The following is a 17765-nucleotide window of genomic DNA, read 5'->3' as shown; positions in this document are numbered from 1 at the left end:
AGGGTGCCGGGCAGCGGTGTACGGCGAAGCTGTCAGGCGCCGATGGCGTGCAGGCCGCCGTCGACGTGGATGATCTCGCCGGTGGTCTTCGGGAACCAGTCCGACAGCAGCGCGACGATGCCGCGGCCGGCCGGCTCCGGGTCGTTCAGGTCCCACTTGAGCGGGGAGCGGTGGTTCCAGGTGTCGGCCAGGTCGCCGAAGCCCGGGATGGACTTGGCGGCCATCGAGCCGAGCGGGCCGGCCGAGATCAGGTTGCAGCGGATGTCCCGCTCGCCCAGGTAGCGGGCCATGTACCGGTTGGTGGCCTCCAGGGCGGCCTTGGCCGGGCCCATCCAGTCGTACTGCGGCCAGGCGAGCTGCGCGTCGAAGGTCAGGCCGACCACCGAGCCGCCGTCCTGCATCAGCGGCATCAGCGCCATGGTGAGCGACTTCAGCGAGAACGCCGAGACGTGCATGGCGGTCGCCACGGACTCCCACGGGGTGTCCAGGAAGTTGCCGCCCAGGGCGTCCTGCGGGGCGAAGCCGATCGAGTGGACGATGCCGTCCAGGGTCGGCAGGTGCTCGCGGACCTGGTCGGCGATACCCGCCAGGTCCTCCTCGCTGGAGACGTCCAGCGACAGCACGGTGACCGGCTTCGGCAGCTTCTTGGCGATCCGCTCGGTCAGGCTCGGGCGCGGGAACGCGGTGAGGATGATCTCCGCGCCCTGCTCCTGGGCGAGCTTGGCGGCGTGGAAGGCGATGGAGGACTCCATCAGCACGCCGGTGATCAGGATCCGCTTGCCCTCAAGGATTCCACTCATGCTCAGTGACCCATGCCCAATCCGCCGTCAACGGGAATGACGGCTCCGGTGATGTACGCGGCCTCGTCCGAACCGAGGAACCGCACGGTGGAGGCGACCTCGGCGGGCGACGCGTAGCGGCCCAGCGGCACGCCCGAGACGATCTCCGCGCGGCGCTCGTCGCTGAGCACGGCGGTCATGTCGGTGTCCACGAAGCCGGGGGCGACCACGTTGACGGTGATGTTGCGCGGGCCCAGCTCGCGCGCCAGCGACCGGGCGAAGCCGACCAGGCCCGCCTTGGACGCGGCGTAGTTCGCCTGGCCCGGCGAACCGGAGAGGCCCACCACGGACGAGATCAGCACCACGCGGCCCTTGCGGGCGCGCATCATCAGCTTGGAGGCGCGCTTGACCACCCGGAAGGCACCGGTCAGGTTGGTGTCCAGGACGGAGGTGAAGTCCTCCTCGGACATGCGCAGCAGGAGGGTGTCCTTGGTGATGCCCGCGTTGGCGACCAGCACCTCGACCGCGCCGTGCTTCTCCTCGATCTCGGAGAAGGCGGCGTCGACCTGCGCGGCGTCCGTGATGTCACAGCGCACCGCGAGGACGTCGTACTTCTCCAGGGCCTCGGGCACCTCACCCGAACGGCTGGTGATGGCGACCTTGTCGCCAGCCTCGGCGAAGGCCTGGGCGATCGCGAGGCCGATGCCCCGGTTTCCTCCGGTGACGAGAACCGAGCGGCTCAACGATCCACCTCTCTCCGTGTGTGAGCACGTACGTCGGAACGCGTACGCAGTGTGACGCTATCGGGCGGTCGGCGGTGGCGGCGCATCGGGCTCCCACAGCGCCGCACCAGCGGAACTGTCGCAATCCGACAATCCGTACCCGCAGCGCCCCGTGCCTGCTCACCTGCCCTGATCGGACCGCGTCCGGAGCGGCGCCCGGGCCGGGCCGGGGTCGATTCCGGGCCGAGCCGAGGCCACGGTACGGGAACAACACGGCCCGGCACACCCGTTGCCCCCGTGGTGTGGGCCGACCCGGGACCGGCCGTACCGATCCCCCAAGGATCCCGGCGAGGAACGAAGGCAGGGCGCATGACCAAGGCACGGCCCCGGAGCACCCACCGACGCGGACGACTGCTGGCCCTGACCGCCCTGGCGGCCGGACTGGGAGCGGCCGCCTGGTCGCTGCGCGACCTGCCGGCGGCGTTCGGGCGACGGCCGGACGGCGAGCACGAGGAGCGGGTGCGCGACTCGCCGCAGTACCGCGACGGCGTCTTCCACAACGCCCCCTCCACCCTGGCCCGGGCCACCACCGCACCGGACATCGACCGCGGCACCATCCGCCGGATGCTGTTCGAGCGCGAGGGCCGCGTCCCCGCCCACCCCGTGCCGACCGTCCGCCCGGCCCCCGGACCGGGCCCGGCCGCCGAGGGCGTCACGATCACCTGGTACGGGCACGCCTCCGCGCTGGTGGAGATCGAGGGCTCCCGGGTGCTGCTCGACCCGATCTGGAGCGAGCGCTGCTCCCCCGCCGCGCACGTCGGCCCCAAGCGGCTGCACCCGGTGCCGGTGGAGCTGGAGGAGCTGCCGCAGGTCGACGCCGTACTGATCTCGCACGACCACTACGACCACCTGGACATGGCCACGGTCAAGCGCCTGGTGCGCAGCCAGTCCGCGCCGTTCGCGGTGCCCCTGGGCATCGGCGGCCACCTGCGCCGCTGGGGCGTCCCGGAGCACCGCATCATCGAGCTGGACTGGGACGAGACCTGCACCCTCGGCGAACTGGTGCTCACCCTCACCTCGGCGCACCACTTCTCCGGCCGCGGCCTGACCCGCAACACCACCCTGTGGGGCTCCTGGGTGATCGCCGGCCCGAACCGCAAGGTCTTCTACACCGGCGACTCCGGCTACTTCGAGGGCTACGCCCGGATCGGCGAGCAGCACGGCCCCTTCGACGCCGCGCTGGTGCAGATCGGCGCCTACGACGCGGCCTGGGCGGACATCCACATGACCCCCGAGGACGCCGTGCTCGCCCACCGCGACCTCCGGGCCGGCCTGCTGGTGCCGGTGCACTGGTGCACCTTCAACCTGGGCCTGCACCCGTGGGCCGAGCCCGTCGAGCGACTGCTGGCCGAGGCCAAGACGCAGGCCGTCCCGCTGGCCGTGCCGCGCCCCGGTGAGCGGGTCGACGTGGACAACCCCCCGGAGCTCGACGGCTGGTGGGAAACCGTCGGCTGAGGACCGACCAGAACGGCGGCGCACCGGCCGGAATGCGCTGGCCGAAACCCCGTGGACGGGAAATGATGCGGTGCGGGCGCCCCTGTGCGGCGCCGCACCGCCACCCTCCGCGACCAGGGAGCCCGCTTGCCTCCGATCCCTCCGGCCGACAGCGCCGGCGCCCCGCACGGGCGCGCCGTCGACCCGCTGTTCCTCGCCTTCCCGCTGCGCACCCTCGCCGACGCCGCCCTCAGCCGGGCCCGTGAACTCGGCGCCTCCCACGCCGACTTCCGTCTGGAGCGGGTCCGCAGCGCCGCCTGGCGGCTGCGCGACGCCCGCCCGGCCGGCACCTCCGACAGCGTGCAGCTCGGCTTCGCCGTCCGGGTGCTGCTGGACGGCGCCTGGGGCTTCGCCGCCGGGGTGGACCTCACCACCGACGCCGCGGCGCGGGTCGCCGAGCAGGCCGTCGCGGTGGCGCGGCTCTCCGGCGGGATCAGCCGGGCCGCCGGCTCCGCCGAGCGGGTCGAGCTGGCCGACGAGCCGGTGTACCGGGACGCCACCTGGGTCTCCTCGTACCAGGTGAACCCCTTCGAGGTGCCGGACGCGGAGAAGACCGCGCTGCTCGCCGAGTGGAGTTCGCGGCTGCTGGCCGCCGAGGGCGTCTCGCACGTCCAGGCGAGCCTGCTGACCGTCCAGGAGAACAAGTTCTACGCGGACACCGCGGGCACCGTCACCACCCAGCAGCGGATCCGGGTGCACCCGGCTCTGGAGGCCACCTCGGTGGACGAGCGCACCGGGGCCTTCGACTCGATGTGCACGCTGGCCCCGCCGGTCGGGCGCGGTTACGAGTACCTGCGGGGAACGGGCTGGGACTGGGACGCCGAACTCGCCGAACTGCCCGCCCTGCTGGCCGAGAAGATGAAGGCGCCGAGCGTCCGGGCCGGCCGCTACGACCTGGTCATCGACCCGTCCAACCTCTGGCTGACCATCCACGAGTCGATCGGCCACGCCACCGAGCTGGACCGCGCGCTCGGCTACGAGGCCGCCTACGCCGGCACCTCCTTCGCCACCTTCGACCAGCTCGGCTCGCTCAGGTACGGCTCCGAGCTGATGCACGTGACCGGCGACCGCACCGCCGAGCACGGCCTGTCCACCATCGGCTACGACGACGAGGGCGTCGCCACCCAGTCCTGGGACCTGGTTCGGGACGGCACCCTGGTCGGATACCAACTCGACCGCAGCATGGCCCGGTTGAAGGGCTTCGAGCGCTCCAACGGCTGCGCCTTCGCGGACTCCCCCGCGCACGTGCCGGTGCAGCGGATGGCCAACGTCTCGCTCCAGCCCGCCGCCGACGGCCCGGACACCGAGGGCCTGTTCGCCGGGGTGGAGAACGGCCTGTACATCGTCGGCGACCGCTCCTGGTCGATCGACATGCAGCGCTACAACTTCCAGTTCACCGGCCAGCGCGCCTACGCCATCAAGAACGGCGAACTCGCCGGCCAGGTCAAGGACTTCGCCTACCAGGCGACCACCACCGACTTCTGGGGCTCGATGGCGGCGGTCGGCGGCCCGCAGACCTACGTCCTCGGCGGCGCCTTCAACTGCGGCAAGGCGCAGCCCGGCCAGACCGCGGCGGTCAGCCACGGCTGCCCGTCGGCGCTGTTCCGCAACGTCAACGTGCTCAACACCCAGCAGGAGGCGGGTCACTGATGGCCGCGATGCAGCCCCACGAAATCGTCGAGCTGGCACTCGGCCTCTCCCGCGCCGACGGCTGCGTGGTGATCGCCGACGAGGAGTCCACCGCCAACCTGCGCTGGGCCGCCCCTGGGAACAAACCGGGGGGCTCGCTCACCACCAACGGCGTCACCCGGGGCCGCCGGCTCACCGTGATCGCCACGGTCGACGGCGCCGAGGGCACCGCCTCCGGCGTGGTCTCCCGCGAGGCCGTCGTCCCGGCAGAGGTGGAGGACCTGGTCCGCGCCGCCGAGGCGGCCGCCCGCGCGGCCGGCCCGGCCGAGGACGCCCAGCCGCTGGTGGCCGAGCGGCCGTCCTCGCCGGACTTCACCGAGGCGCCCGCCGAGACCTCGATCACCGTGTTCGACGCCTTCGGCGAGGCCCTCGGCGAGGCCTTCGCCCGGGCCGCCGCACAGGGTGAGCTGCTGTACGGCTTCGCCCGGCACGAGATCGTCTCCAGCTACCTGGGCACCTCCGCCGGCCTGCGGCTGCGCCACGACCAGCCGACCGGCATGGTCGAGATCAACGCCAAGACCGCCGACCTGTCCGGCTCGGCCTGGGTCGGCGCGCCCACCCGGGACTTCTCCGACGTGGACGTCACCGCCCTGCACGCCGAGCTGACCAAGCGCCTCGGCTGGGGCACCCGCACGGTGGACCTGCCGGCCGGCCGCTACGAGACGCTGCTGCCGCCCTCGGCCGTCGCCGACCTGATGGTCTACCTCAACTGGTCCGCCGGCGGCCGCGACGCCCACGAGGGCCGGACGGTCTTCTCCACGCCCGGCGGCGGCACCCGGGTCGGCGACAAGCTCAGCGCCCTGCCGCTGACACTGCGCTCCGACCCGCGCGAACCCGGCCTGGAGGCCGCGCCGTTCGTCCTCGCGCACTCGACCTACGGGAACGTCTCGGTCTTCGACAACGGCCTGCCGATCACCGCCACCGAGTGGATCCGCGAGGGCGTGCTGGCCGACCTGGTCACCAGCCGCCACTCCGCCGACCTGACCGGCCTGCCGCTGCGCCCGGCCGTCGACAACCTGGTGCTGGAGACGGCCGACCAGGACAGCGCGCCGACCCTGGACGAGATGATCGCCCGCACCGGGCGCGGCCTGCTGCTCACCTGCCTCTGGTACATCCGCGAGGTGGACCCGGCGACGCTGCTGCTCACCGGCCTGACCCGGGACGGCGTCTACCTGATCGAGAACGGCGAAGTCGTCGGCGCGGTCAACAACTTCCGGTTCAACGAGTCCCCGGTGGACCTGCTCGGCCGGATCACCGAGGCGGGCCGCACCGAGCGCTGCCTGCCCCGCGAGTGGAGCGACGACTTCACCCGCGCCGCGATGCCACCCGTGCGTATCGCGGACTTCAACATGAGTTCGGTCAGCCCGGCCTCATAGCCACTGACCAACGGGGGGATACGAGAGACATGATGGACGAGAAGCGGCTGGTCAAGACGAGCAAGATGCTGTCGCGCATCCTGCGGCACGAGCCGGAGCGGGTGGGCGTCACGCTGGACGAGGCCGGCTGGGTCCGGGTCGACGTACTCCTCGCCGCCCTCGCGGCGAAGGGGAACGGGCTGACCAGGGCCGATCTGGACCACGTGGTGGCGGCCAACAACAAGCGCCGCTTCGGCTACTCCGCGGACGGTCTCTCGATCCGTGCCAACCAGGGCCACACGGTGGTGGTCGACCTCGGTCTGGCCGCCACCGTGCCACCGCCGGTGCTCTACCACGGCACCGCCGACCGCCACCTGGCCTCGATCTTCCGGGAGGGCCTGCGCCCGATGGCCCGGCAGGACGTCCACCTGTCCGCGGACACCGAGACCGCGGTCCGGGTCGGCGCCCGGCACGGCCGCCCGGTGGTGCTCACCGTGAACGCGGCCGCGATGGCGGCGGCCGGGCACGAGTTCCGGATCAGCGACAACGGCGTCTGGCTCACCGACGCCGTCCCCCCGCAGTACCTCTCCCGGCGGTCCTGACGCCGCCACCGGCCTGCCCGGGATACGCCGGACAGGCCAGTGGCGCCCCCGACCGGGTGGCCCCGGCCCACCCGGTCTCGTCGCCGCCGCCGACCGGGCGTACCGTGAGGAGGCCGCGCGGCGAGGCGCGCGGGCGCGCGGACGAGGGCGGTAGGACATGGGCAAGAGCGCCGAGGGCGGGCAGGTCTTCCGGATCACGGGGGCGCGGAGCAGCCTCACCGACGACGTCCGCGGACGCCAGCGCCGCTACGTGGTCTCGATGCTGCTCCGGACGGTCTGCGTGCTGCTCGCGGTGGTGCTGTGGGACGTCCAGCGGTGGCTGGCGTTCGCGGCGCTGGCGGGCGGCGTGCTGCTGCCGTACTTCGCCGTCCTGATCGCCAACGCGGGCCGGGAGCGGGCGCCGGGCCTGCCGAGCACCTTCGACATCCCGCTCGACACCCCGCTGATGCTGGGCCCCGGCGGGACGGGTGGGGCGGGTGCGGCCACTGGTGCAGGTGGGGCAAAGGCAGCTGCCACCGATCATTCACAGGGCCCGAGCTGACCGTCCGTTTCACGGTGTTTCGAGTGAATTCGACTCGAAGAAAGCTCAGAAGAAGCTCAGATTAATCATGCAAGACCTCCCCATCCGAGGCCCTTGGCGTGACATACTGCGTACGCGCTCCGCATCCCCCGTCGGAGCGACGGACCGACGCCGGGCGGCTCCCCCCGTGGCTGCCCGGCGTCGCCATGTCCGGATCCGGACGGGCCCGCTCCGGGCCGTGCGGGACGCGTGAAACACTGGCGGTGCAGACCACCCGCCTATCGCTGAGGACGGCCCGATGGACACCCCGCAGACGCCGACCTGCTCCGCCAAGGGCTGCCGGGCGGACGCCCGTTGGGTGCTGGTGTGGAACAACCCCAAGCTGCACACCCCGGACCGCCGCAAGACCTGGCTCGCCTGCGACGAGCACCGCGAGCACCTGTCCCAGTTCCTCGGCGTGCGCGGCTTCCTCAAGGAGGTCGTCGCCTTCGCCGACTGGACCCCCGAATCGGCCGAGACCGCCTGACCGGCGCCCGACCGCCCCGACCGCCCGACCGGCGCCCGACCGCCCCGACCGCCCGACCGGCGCCCGACCGCCCCGACCGCCTTACCCGCCGATCGCCGACATCGGCCGCTCGGGCTGGTGGAACTCCGGGTCGTCGATCCCGGCCCCGGCCTTCTTGCCCCACATCGCCGCCCGCCACAGCGCGCCGAGCTCGACGTCGTCCGCACCCGAGCGCAGGGCGGTGCGCAGGTCCGTCTCCCCGGTCGCGAACAGGCAGTTCCGCACCTGCCCGTCGGCGGTCAGCCGGGTCCGGTCGCAGGCCCGGCAGAACGGGCGGGTGACGGAGGCGATCACGCCCACCCCGGCCGGGCCGCCGTCCACCAGCCAGCGCTCGGCGGGCGCCGCGCCCCGGCGCGCGGACGGCTCCGGGGTGAGCGTGAAACGCGTGCCGAGCAGGCCCAGGATCTCCTCGGCGGTGACCATCGCGGAGCGGTCCCAGCCGTGCTGGGCGTCCAGCGGCATCTGCTCGATGAAGCGCAGCTCGTAGCCGTGCGCCAGGCACCAGGCGAGCAGGTCGGGCGCCTCGCGGTCGTTGACCCCGCGCATCAGCACCGCGTTCAGCTTGACCGGCGCCAGCCCGGCCGCCTCGGCCGCGGCCAGCCCGTCCAGCACGTCCTGGTGGCGGTGGCGGCGGGTGAGGGAGTGGAACACCTCGGGGTCGAGGGTGTCCAGCGAGACGTTGACGCGGTCGAGCCCGGCCTCGCGCAGCGCCGTCGCGGTCCGGGCCAGCCCGATGCCGTTGGTGGTGAGGGACAGCTCGGGGCGCGGGTCCAGGTCCGAGCAGGCCGCGACGATGGCGACCAGTCCGGGGCGCAGCAGCGGCTCGCCGCCGGTGAAGCGGACCTCCCGCACGCCCAGGTCACGCACCGCGACGGTGATCAGCCGGACGATCTCCTCGTCGGTCAGCAGGTCGGGCTTGGCCAGCCACTGCAGGCCCTCCTCGGGCATGCAGTAGGTGCAGCGCAGATTGCACCGGTCGGTGAGGGAGACCCGCAGGTCGACGGCCTGTCGTCCGAAGGTGTCGAGCAGCACGTGCGTCCCTTCCCGAAATGCGGCCGGCCCGGCCACCGTCACGGCGGGCCGGGCCAGCTTAGTCATCGCAGCGTGATCAGTGGGCGCCCAGCCCGGTCAGTGCGCGGACCTCCAGTTCAGCGTACTTCGCCGGATCGGGTCGGTCCTTGGACAGCAGGGTGGCGATCCACCCGGCCAGGAAGCCGATCGGGATCGAGACCAGGCCGGGGTTCTCCAGCGGGAACCAGTGGAAGTCGGCGTCCGGGAAGAGCGAGGTCTTCGCGCCGGAGACCACCGGGGAGAAGACCACCAGCACCACCGAGCTGATCAGACCGGCGTAGACCGAGCTGACCGCGCCGGAGGTGGTGAAGCGCTTCCAGAACAGCGAGTAGAGCAGGGTGGGCAGGTTCGCCGAGGCGGCCACCGCGAAGGCCAGCGCGACCAGGGCGGCGGTGTTGAGCTTGCCCGCGAAGAGGCTGAGCACGATGGCCACCGCGCCGATCGCCACGGCGGCCCACTTCGCCGAGCGCACCTCCTCCTTCTCGGTGGCCTTGCCCCGCCGGATCACGTTGGCGTACAGGTCGTGTGCGAAGGAGGCGGAGGAGGCCAGGGTGAGGCCGGCGACCACGGCCAGGATGGTCGCGAAGGCGACCGCGGAGATCACCGCGAGCAGGATCGCGCCGCCGGTGGTGCCGGCGCCGCCGCCGAGCACCTCGGCGAGCTGCGGGGCCGCCGTGTTGCCGGCGGCGTTGGCCGCCTTGATCGCCTTGGGGCCGACCAGGGCCGCCGCGCCGAAGCCGAGCGCCAGGGTCATCAGGTAGAAGACGCCGATGATGCCGATCGCCCAGAGCACCGACTTCCGGGCCGCCTTGGCGGTGGGCACGGTGTAGAAGCGGACCAGGATGTGCGGCAGACCGGCGGTGCCGAGCACCAGCGCGATCCCGAGGCTGATGAAGTCGAGTTTGCTGGTGTCGCTGGCCCCGTACTTCAGTCCCGGTTCGAGGAAGGCCGCGCCCTTGCCGCTCGCGCTGGCCGCGGCGCCGAGCAGCTCCGAGGGGTTGAAGTGGTACTTGGCCAGCACCAGGACGGTCATCAGCGCGGTGCCGGCGATCAGCAGCACGGCCTTGACGATCTGCACCCAGGTGGTGCCCTTCATCCCCCCTATCACCACGTAGACGACCATCAGGGCGCCGACCGCGACGATGGTCCAGCGCTTGGCGGCGTCCCCGTTGACCCCCAGCAACAGCGCCACCAGCGTCCCGGCGCCGACCATCTGGGCCAGCAGGTAGAAGATCGACACCACGATGGTGGAGACGCCCGCCGCGGTGCGCACCGGGCGCTGGCGCATCCGGAACGCGAGCACGTCCGCCATCGTGAAGCGGCCGGAGTTGCGCAGTGGTTCGGCGATCAGCAGCAGCGCGACCAGCCAGGCGACCAGGAAGCCGATCGAGTAGAGGAAGCCGTCGTAGCCGGAGAGCGCGATGGCGCCGGCGATGCCGAGGAAGGACGCGGCGGACATGTAGTCGCCGGAGATGGCCAGACCGTTCTGGAAGCCGGTGAAGCCGCGGCCGCCGGCGTAGAAGTCGGCGGCATCCTTGGTCTGCCGCCCGGCCCAGACGGTGATCCCGAGGGTGGCCAGCACGAAGAGCCCGAACAGGGTCATCGTGATGCCGCGGTGCTCCGTGGCGGAGCTGGCGAGCAGGGTCATTCGGCGGACTCCCGGGGAGCGTGGACGACGGCGCCGTGGGCCTCGCGGATCGCGGCGGCGGGCGGGTCGATCCGCCGGTCGGCGTAGCGGGCGTACCAGGCGGCGATGGCGAAGGTGGTCACGAACTGCAGGAGCCCCAGCACCAGGGCCACGTTGATGTGGCCGACGACCTTGGCACCCATCAGGCCGGGGGCGTAGCAGGAGAGCAGCACGTAGAGCAGGTACCAGAGCACGAAGCCGATGGTGACCGGGAAGGCGAAGCTCCGGAACGAGCGCCGCAGGGTACGGAACTCCTCGCTGTCGTCGATGAGTTGGACTTCCGTAGGGGCAGTGGTGATCGGCGGCGAATCCACTCTGTCTCTCCTCACTCCTTCGGCGTAGCGGTCGCACAGGGGGAACGATCGGACGTGAGGGGCGTCACAATCCGTGTGCGCGCCGCGCAATGCTAGGAGCGTCGTGCCCACCCCGAAAGGGGTTGACCGCGATCAGCCAGTCGTTCACCCCCTCGTACTACCCAATTGGCCGAAAACCACCACTCGTGTCACTTCGGAACACCGCCGCCACATACGGAAGGGGCGGCACCGTCCAACGGTGCCGCCCCTTCTGACGATCCGTCAGAAAGTGATCCGGACCTTCAGCGCCGAGCGGTCGTCCATCGCCCGGTAGCCGTCCGGCACGCCGTCCAGGCCCACCGTGCGGTCGAACACCAGACCCGGCTCGATGGCCCCGGAGAGGACGTCGGGCAGCAGCTCGGGGATGTACGCGCGGGCCGGGGCGACGCCGCCGTTGAGCGAAACGTTTCGGCCGAACATCTGACCGATGTCGACGCCCGCACTGCCGCCGTGCGGGACACCGACGTAACCCACCGCGCCACCGTCCCGGGCGATCGAGACGGCCGTGCGCATCGACTCCTCGGTCCCGACCGCCTCCAGGACCGCGTGCGCGCCCTGGCCGTCGGTCAGCTCCTTCACCGCCTCGATCGCGGCCTCGCCACGCTCGGCCACCACGTCCGTCGCGCCGAAGCGGCGAGCCAGGTCGGTGCGGGCGGTGTGGCGGCCCAGCGCGATGATGCGGCCGGCGCCCAGCCGGCGCGCGGCCAGCACGCCGCACAGGCCCACCGCGCCGTCGCCGACCACCGCGACCGTCACGCCCGGGCGCACCCCGGCCGACACGGCCGCGTGGTGCCCGGTGGCCATCACGTCGGACAGCGCCAGCAGGCCCGGCAGCAGCTTCTCGTCGCCCGCGGCCTCCTTCGGCAGCTTCACCAGCGTCCCGTCCGCGAACGGCACCCGGACCGCCTCGCCCTGGCCGCCGTCGGAGCCGACCTCGCCCCAGAACCCGCCGTGCGGGCAGGAGGTCTGCAAGCCCTCCCTGCAGAAGTCGCAGCTGCCGTCCGACCAGACGAACGGCGCCACCACCAGGTCGCCCGGCGCGAAGTCGCGCACCTCGGCGCCCGCCTCCTCGACCACGCCCAGGAACTCGTGGCCGATCCGCTGCCCGGCCACCCGCTCCGCCACCCCGCGGTACGCCCAGAGGTCGCTGCCGCAGATGCAGGCGTTCAGCACCCGGACCACCACGTCCGTCGGGTGCTGGATCACCGGGTCCGGGACCTCTTCGATCCGGATGTCATTGGGGCCGTGGATCACGGTGGCACGCATGGGATTTCGTCCTTACGAAGACGGCTGTCAGGGGGTGTCGACGGCCGGGCAAAGTATCGATCGCTTGTACGACGTCGATACGGACCACTCTATTCCGGCTGGTCCGCCGGAACATTTCGACCGGGTACGACCCCCGCGGCGCTTATCCTGTTGGACCATGCAACCGATCCAGCCCGAGACGTACGGCGCGCCGCGGACCGCCCCGGTCCCCGCCCAGCGCTCCGCCGCCCCCGCCGAGGGCTTCGCGGTGGTCGACGTCGAGACCACCGGCCTCGGCCGCACGGACCGCGTCATCTCGGCGGGCGTCTACCAGCTGGACCCGGACGGCGAGGTCACCGACCACTGGTACACCCTGGTCAACCCCGAGCGGGACCCGGGCCCGGTCTGGATCCACGGCCTCACCGCGGAGCTGCTCTCCGGCGCCCCGACCTTCCCGCAGATCGCCGCCGAGTTCGCCGACCGGCTGAGCGGCCGGGTCCTGGTCGCCCACAACGCGCTCTTCGACTGGAACATGATCTCGCGCGAGTTCTCCCGGGCCGGCCTGCACGCCCCGGTCGAACAGCGGATCTGCACCATGGTCCTCTCCCGCGACCTGCGGCTGCCGCTGCCCAACGGCAAGCTGTCCTCGCTCGCCGCCCACTTCGGCGTCCGGCAGCAGCACGCGCACAACGCCCTGGACGACGCCCGGGTGCTGGCCGAGGCCTTCCGCCCCAGCCTGCACCTGGCCCGCCTGGGCGGGGTTCCGCTGCCGCTGCAGAACTGCGTGGCCGTCACCGACCTCGGCGAGGACGAGCCCGCTGCCCCCGGCCGGTCCTCCTGGACCGGTGCCGCCTACCGCCAGGCCAAGAAGCGCCCGCCCTGCCCGTACCCCAACCCAGGGCGCTGGGAGGACGGCAAGCCACTGGTGCAGGGCATGCGGGTGGCCTTCACCGGCGACACCGCCACCGACCGCGAGCTGCTGGAGGACCGCGCCGCCGAGGCCGGCCTGCACATCGCCACCTCGGTGAGCCGGCTCACCAGCCTGCTGGTCACCAACGAGCCGAACAGCTGGAGCGGCAAGGCCCGCCGGGCCCGCGAGGTCGGCACCCCGGTGGTCGGCGAGGACGCCTTCCTCCAACTGCTGCGCGAGGTCGCCCCGCACCCCGGTGCGTGAGCCGGTTGTGAGGTCGGCGTACCGTGCCCATGTGTACCGTTTTCTGCTGACTCGCCAGTGGCTGATCACCATGCTGATCGCGCTGCTGCTGATCCCCGCGACGATCAAGCTGGGCTTCTGGCAGCTGCACCGCCACGAGGCGCGGGTGGCCCGGAACGAGCTGATCGGCAAGGCCCTCACCGCCGGCCCGGTGCCGTTCGACACGCTGTCGGCGGCCCCCGGCTTCGCGGTGCCCAAGGACCTCACCTGGCGCACGGTGACGGCTGCCGGGCAGTACGACCCGGCGCACGAGTTCGTCGTCCGCAAGCGGACCGACTCCAGCGGGGACACGATCGGCTATTTCGTCATCACCCCGCTGAAGCTCGCCGACGGCAAGGGCAGCATCCTGGTCAACCGCGGCTGGGTGGCCTCCGGCAACGGCGCCACCGAGTACCCGGCGGTCCCGGCCGCCCCGACCGGCGAGGTCTCCCTCACCGGCCGGATGCGCGCCGACGAGACCAGCGGCAGCGGCATCAAGGACCGCGCCGGCCTGCCCGACCGGCAGTTCAACCTGATCAACACCGAGCAGCAGGCCAAGGAGACCGGCGCCACCCTGCTCGGCGGCTACCTGGAGCTCACCGCCACCACCCCGGCCCCCGCCGACCAGCCCGAGCTGATCCCCGAGCCCAACCACTCCGACATCGGCCCGCACATGGCGTACGCGATCCAGTGGTGGCTGTTCACGGCGATGATCCCGGTCGGGGTCTGGGTGCTGGCCCGCCGCGAGGCCAAGGACCGGGCCAAGCAGGCCGCCGAGGCCGAGGTGGCGGTGGAGGCCGTGCCGGCGGCCTGAACCGCCCGGGGCCCTGCCGTGGCTAGATCACGTCCTCCAGCTCGCGCAGCAGCCGCGCCTTGGCCCGGGCGCCGACCACCGAGCGCACCGGCTCACCCCCGCGGAACACCATCAGCGTCGGCATCGACAGCACCCCGTACGCCGCCTGGGTGCGCGGATTGCGGTCCACATCCAGGCTGACCACCCGCAGCCGGTGCGCCTCCTCGCGGGCGACGTCCGCCAGCACCGGCGCCATCATCCGGCACGGCGGGCACCAGTCCGCCGTGAAGTCCACCAGCACCGGCCCGTCGGCCGCCAGCACCTCCGTGGCGAACGTGTCGTCCGTCACCGCCGGCACCCCTGGGATCTGCACCATCGTCTACTCCTTCGCCCGTTCGTTCGCCAGTTCACAGTGCGGCGCCTGTCCGGAGGGCTCGGCCGCCAGCCCGTCCCGGGCCCGTACCGCCCGGTCGAACTGCCCGGCCACCTGGGCCCGGACGTCCTGCAGCCGGGTGATGCACTCGTCCAGCTCGGCCAGCTTGCGCCGGTACACCTCCAGCGAGGCCGGGCACGAGTCCCCCTCGGGGTGGCCCGCCTGCAGGCACTCGACGAACGGACGGGTCTCCTCCAGGCCGAACCCGAAGTCCTGCAGCGTACGGATCTGCCGTAGCAGCCGCAGGTCCTCCTCGTCGTACGCCCGGTAGCCGTTGCCCGCCCGCCGGGCCGGCAGCAGGCCGAGCTGCTCGTAGTACCGCAGCGTCCGGGTGGTCGTCCCCGCCCGATCCGCCAGCTCCCCGATCCGCATCCGTGCACCCGCTCTCCCGGCCCGCCTCCGCACGCCGCCGAGACCGACGGTAGACCTTGACGCCGACGTCAACGCCAGCCCCGCCGCCCCCTGCTATCCCGGGCGACCACCACCCGGCAGGATGGGCCCATGGATCTTGGACTGAAGGACAAGGTGTACGTGGTCACCGGCGCCACCCGGGGCCTCGGCTTCGCCGCCGCCCGGGAACTGGCCGCCGACGGCGCCCGGGTGCTGATCAGCGGGCGCGGCCAGGAGGCCGTGGACGCCGCCGTCGCCGAACTGGACGCCGCCGGCGGCGCCGGGACCGCCCACGGCGTGGTCGCCGACAACGCCGACCCGGCGACCGCCGAGCGGCTGATCGCGGAGGCGACCGGGCACTTCGGCCGGCTCGACGGCGTGCTGATCAGCGTCGGCGGCCCGCCGGCCGGCCCGGTGGCCACCGCCTCCGACGAGGCCTGGCGGGGCGCGTTCGAGTCGGTCTTCCTCGGCGCGCTGCGGATCGCCCGCGCCGCCGCCGAGGCCCTCGGCGAGGGCGGCGTGATCGGCTTCGTGCTCTCCGCCTCGGTGCGCCAGCCGATCCCCGGCCTGGGCATCTCCAACGGTCTGCGCCCGGGCCTGGCAATGGCCGCCAAGTCGCTCGCCGACGAGCTCGGCCCGCGCGGCATCCGGGTGCTGGGCCTGCTGCCGGCTCGGATCGACACCGACCGGGTGCGTGAGCTGGACGCCCTGGGCGGCGACCCGGACGGCGCCCGTGCCCAGGCCGTGGCGACCATCCCGCTCGGCCGGTACGGCACCGCGGAGGAGTTCGGCAAGGTCGCGGCCTTCCTGCTCTCCCCCGCCGCCTCCTACCTGACCGGTGTGATGATCCCCGTCGACGGCGGCGCGCTGCGTACCCTCTGAGCGCCGACGAGCTCCGAACGGGGGCGGGCACCCGATTCCGGCCCGCCCCCGGTTCACTCCACCCGCGGGTGCCTGCGCCGGCGCCCCCGGTGCCGCCGGGACTCGGCCGGGGCCGCCTGCAGGACCCGGATCCGCAGGTCGGCGGGGAGTTCCGGCCAGCCCAGGCTCGTCCGGGCATCCGCTCGCGGCCCGGTGTCGAAGTGCTCCACCAGGGCCGCCGGATCGCCGCCGGGGGTGAGCCGAACGGCGCCCCGCAGTCGCGGGTGCCCGGGTGCGCGCACCAGGCGCACGCCGGCGCGCTCGACCTCGGGGAGCGTGGCCGTCCCGGTCTCCAGTGCCTCTTCCAGTGCCCGGGTGCGGACGCGCAACCTGAGACCGCCGGCACCGGGCGTCGGCACCGCGATGCTGGCCGAGCCGCTGCGCCGCAGTTGCGCCGCCAGCCACCAGGCCGTGCCCACGACCAGCACGGCCAGCCCGCCGATGACGGTGGGCCACCACCAGGTCGAGTCCACCCAGCGGGTGCGTGAGCGGGCGCTGACCACCGGCTGGTCCGGGGAGGTGAGCGGCCACCAGCTCGGCGGATCGGCGCCGAGCCACCGGTACAGGTCGAGCCCGCCGGCCAGCACCAGCACACCGGCGGCCAGCAGTACCAGCCCGACCACCCCGAGCAGCACCCGGTTGACGGTCGTCCGCGTCATCCCGCCACCCCAGCCTCACGGTTCGCCGCGGGCGTCGCCCCGGGCACCGTCCGGACGTCGAGCCGCAACGGCCGGGCCAGCGTCACCCGCGCCAGTTCGTCGCGCAGTTGGCGCTGGAGCGACACCGGATCCGCCGTCCCGGTCAGGGCGACCCGGACGCGCCGGCGGCTGATCCGGATCCGCAGGTCGTCGATGCCCGGGAGCCCGGCGGCGCGGTCGGCCAGCAGGTGCCCGATGCCGGCCCGGTCGATGGCGGCGCCGGTGTCGCCGTGCGGGCGCAGCGGGAGCCAGCGGCCGAGACCGGGGGCGACGGCCAGCCAGAGCAGCCACCCGCCGAGCAGGACGGCGGCGCCGGCACCCACCAGTACCCACAGGTCGTCGAGGTGGCGGGTGGCCAGTTCGTCGGCGATCCGGGCGCGCCACCGGCGGGTCGGGTACCCGGCCCGGACGGAGATCACGTCGTACAGCAGCGCGCCCGCACCCACCAGCAGCACGGTGGCGACGAGCACCGCGACGGTGGTCCGCGGCGCCCGCAGCCGCCGCACCTGCTCCGACGAGGGCTCGGCCTCCGGCGCCGTCACCTCGCCACCGGCCTCCACCTCGCCCCCCGCCCCCACCTCGCTCCCGGGTGCCGCTTCGCCCCCGGTGCTCACGACACTCCCCCGGTCACCAGCCGCTCGACGACGACGACCACCTCGGACACCCTGGTCCCGGTGAAGCCGGCGACCTGCGCGGCGACGCGCTCGCGGACGGCCCGGGCGAGCGCCACGAGGTCGGCGGGGAAGGGCAGTTCGACGGCGACCCGGACGGTCACGGTGCTGCCGGGCACCGCCACCGAGACGGCCGGCGGCGCGCCCTTGGCGGTGCGACCGGCCCAGGCGTCGGCGAGGGCCTCGCGGGCGGCCCGGGCGGCGATTCGGGCGTAGGCGCGGTCGGCGACCCGGAGTCGGCCCCGGGTGGCGGGTTCGCGGCGGGTGGTGGTGAGGGCCTCCATCAGCGGCGCCGGTCGCGACCGCGGAGCAGGTCACCGAGGTCGCCCAGCTCGATGTCACCCTCCAGCAGGCGTCCGACCACGAAACCGACCAGCCCGAGCGCGGCCACCAGCAGGAACGCCGCGAAGCCGCCGAAGTACCCGGCGAAGCCGAGGGCCATGCCCACCACGAGGCCGACGATGGCCAGGTTCATCCGCTACTCCTCGTCTTCCGCTGCCGCCGCGCGCCCGGTGGGCGCTCGGT

21 protein-coding genes are annotated in these 17765 nt (G+C 73.2%); 9 read left to right on the top strand and 12 right to left on the bottom strand.

The window, feature by feature from the left end; translation table 11 throughout:
- Positions 1–32: 32 nt before the first annotated feature.
- Both fabI and fabG read right to left on the bottom strand, forming a co-directional pair.
- On the bottom strand, positions 33–800 hold the full coding sequence (fabI, locus tag P3T27_RS14620) for an enoyl-ACP reductase FabI (protein WP_280678278.1): 768 nt from the start codon (positions 798–800) through the stop codon (positions 33–35).
- Positions 801–802: 2 nt separating this feature from the next.
- Positions 803–1522 (bottom strand): 3-oxoacyl-[acyl-carrier-protein] reductase, encoded by a 720-nt coding sequence (fabG, locus tag P3T27_RS14615; RefSeq protein ID WP_280678276.1) that lies wholly within the window; start codon positions 1520–1522, stop codon positions 803–805.
- A 348-nt stretch (positions 1523–1870) separates the two neighbouring features.
- Here fabG and P3T27_RS14610 point away from each other — a divergent pair, with 348 nt between their 5' ends.
- The 6 genes from P3T27_RS14610 to P3T27_RS14585 all read left to right on the top strand — a co-directional run bounded on the left by P3T27_RS14610 (position 1871) and on the right by P3T27_RS14585 (position 7747).
- On the top strand, positions 1871–3016 hold the full coding sequence (locus tag P3T27_RS14610; protein WP_280678275.1) for an MBL fold metallo-hydrolase: 1146 nt from the start codon (positions 1871–1873) through the stop codon (positions 3014–3016).
- A gap of 186 nt (positions 3017–3202) precedes the next feature.
- Positions 3203–4705 (top strand): TldD/PmbA family protein, encoded by a 1503-nt coding sequence (locus P3T27_RS14605; RefSeq protein WP_280678348.1) that lies wholly within the window; start codon positions 3203–3205, stop codon positions 4703–4705.
- A complete protein-coding gene (locus P3T27_RS14600; protein WP_280678273.1) occupies positions 4705–6120 on the top strand; it encodes a metallopeptidase TldD-related protein in 1416 nt (471 codons plus the stop codon). The genes P3T27_RS14605 and P3T27_RS14600 overlap by 1 nt, the downstream gene beginning before the upstream one ends.
- 32 nt (positions 6121–6152) lie before the next feature.
- Entirely contained in the window at positions 6153–6701 is a 549-nt protein-coding gene (locus P3T27_RS14595; RefSeq protein ID WP_280678346.1) for an RNA 2'-phosphotransferase, read from the top strand.
- Between the two features lie 157 nt (positions 6702–6858).
- The gene (locus P3T27_RS14590) at positions 6859–7242 is read left to right on the top strand and encodes a DUF3099 domain-containing protein (protein ID WP_280678271.1); all 384 of its coding nucleotides are present in this window, start codon (positions 6859–6861) and stop codon (positions 7240–7242) included.
- A 277-nt stretch (positions 7243–7519) separates the two neighbouring features.
- On the top strand, positions 7520–7747 hold the full coding sequence (locus tag P3T27_RS14585) for a hypothetical protein (RefSeq protein WP_280678269.1): 228 nt from the start codon (positions 7520–7522) through the stop codon (positions 7745–7747).
- An 81-nt stretch (positions 7748–7828) separates the two neighbouring features.
- Here P3T27_RS14585 and moaA read toward each other — a convergent pair whose 3' ends face one another.
- From moaA to P3T27_RS14565, 4 genes are all read right to left on the bottom strand, one after another.
- On the bottom strand, positions 7829–8818 hold the full coding sequence (gene moaA / locus P3T27_RS14580) for a GTP 3',8-cyclase MoaA (RefSeq protein ID WP_280678344.1): 990 nt from the start codon (positions 8816–8818) through the stop codon (positions 7829–7831).
- Positions 8819–8894: 76 nt separating this feature from the next.
- Positions 8895–10505: a cation acetate symporter gene (locus P3T27_RS14575; RefSeq protein WP_280678267.1), complete on the bottom strand. Its 1611-nt coding sequence runs from the start codon at positions 10503–10505 to the stop codon at positions 8895–8897.
- Entirely contained in the window at positions 10502–10858 is a 357-nt protein-coding gene (locus tag P3T27_RS14570) for a DUF485 domain-containing protein (protein WP_280678265.1), read from the bottom strand. Before P3T27_RS14570 ends, P3T27_RS14575 begins: the two co-directional genes overlap by 4 nt.
- A gap of 261 nt (positions 10859–11119) precedes the next feature.
- Positions 11120–12163, bottom strand: coding sequence for a zinc-dependent alcohol dehydrogenase family protein (locus tag P3T27_RS14565; protein WP_280678264.1), 1044 nt, complete (start codon positions 12161–12163; stop codon positions 11120–11122).
- 157 nt (positions 12164–12320) lie between these two features.
- Here P3T27_RS14565 and P3T27_RS14560 point away from each other — a divergent pair, with 157 nt between their 5' ends.
- Positions 12321–13316, top strand: a complete 996-nt coding sequence (locus tag P3T27_RS14560) for a DEDDh family exonuclease (protein ID WP_280678262.1) — start codon at positions 12321–12323, stop codon at positions 13314–13316.
- 31 nt (positions 13317–13347) lie between these two features.
- Positions 13348–14148, top strand: a complete 801-nt coding sequence (locus tag P3T27_RS14555) for an SURF1 family protein (protein WP_280678260.1) — start codon at positions 13348–13350, stop codon at positions 14146–14148.
- A 22-nt stretch (positions 14149–14170) separates the two neighbouring features.
- Here the strand turns inward: P3T27_RS14555 and trxA are convergent, their stop codons facing one another.
- Both trxA and P3T27_RS14545 read right to left on the bottom strand, forming a co-directional pair.
- The gene (gene trxA, locus P3T27_RS14550; RefSeq protein ID WP_280678258.1) at positions 14171–14503 is read right to left on the bottom strand and encodes a thioredoxin; all 333 of its coding nucleotides are present in this window, start codon (positions 14501–14503) and stop codon (positions 14171–14173) included.
- Positions 14504–14506: 3 nt separating this feature from the next.
- Positions 14507–14932 carry a MerR family transcriptional regulator gene (locus P3T27_RS14545; RefSeq protein ID WP_280678257.1) on the bottom strand — a complete coding sequence of 142 codons (426 nt, stop codon included), beginning with the start codon at positions 14930–14932 and terminating at the stop codon, positions 14507–14509.
- A 129-nt stretch (positions 14933–15061) separates the two neighbouring features.
- On the opposite strand from P3T27_RS14545, the gene P3T27_RS14540 reads away from it, so the two are divergent.
- A complete protein-coding gene (locus tag P3T27_RS14540; RefSeq protein ID WP_280678255.1) occupies positions 15062–15832 on the top strand; it encodes an SDR family oxidoreductase in 771 nt (256 codons plus the stop codon).
- Positions 15833–15885: 53 nt separating this feature from the next.
- Here the strand turns inward: P3T27_RS14540 and P3T27_RS14535 are convergent, their stop codons facing one another.
- The 4 genes from P3T27_RS14535 to P3T27_RS14520 are packed head-to-tail and all read right to left on the bottom strand — an operon-like array spanning position 15886 to position 17715.
- Positions 15886–16530 (bottom strand): alkaline shock response membrane anchor protein AmaP, encoded by a 645-nt coding sequence (locus P3T27_RS14535; RefSeq protein WP_280678253.1) that lies wholly within the window; start codon positions 16528–16530, stop codon positions 15886–15888.
- Positions 16527–17183 carry a DUF6286 domain-containing protein gene (locus P3T27_RS14530; RefSeq protein WP_280678251.1) on the bottom strand — a complete coding sequence of 219 codons (657 nt, stop codon included), beginning with the start codon at positions 17181–17183 and terminating at the stop codon, positions 16527–16529. Before P3T27_RS14530 ends, P3T27_RS14535 begins: the two co-directional genes overlap by 4 nt.
- The gene (locus P3T27_RS14525) at positions 17180–17524 is read right to left on the bottom strand and encodes an Asp23/Gls24 family envelope stress response protein (protein ID WP_280678249.1); all 345 of its coding nucleotides are present in this window, start codon (positions 17522–17524) and stop codon (positions 17180–17182) included. Before P3T27_RS14525 ends, P3T27_RS14530 begins: the two co-directional genes overlap by 4 nt.
- Entirely contained in the window at positions 17524–17715 is a 192-nt protein-coding gene (locus P3T27_RS14520; RefSeq protein WP_196951007.1) for a hypothetical protein, read from the bottom strand. Before P3T27_RS14520 ends, P3T27_RS14525 begins: the two co-directional genes overlap by 1 nt.
- Between the last annotated feature and the right edge of the window lie 50 nt (positions 17716–17765).

Origin of the sequence: Kitasatospora sp. MAA19 (assembly GCF_029894125.1) — a bacterium.
Lineage (GTDB): Bacteria > Actinomycetota > Actinomycetes > Streptomycetales > Streptomycetaceae > Kitasatospora.
The sequence above is the reverse complement of the archived record's forward strand: the minus strand, read 5'-3'. Positions and strand labels throughout refer to the sequence as shown.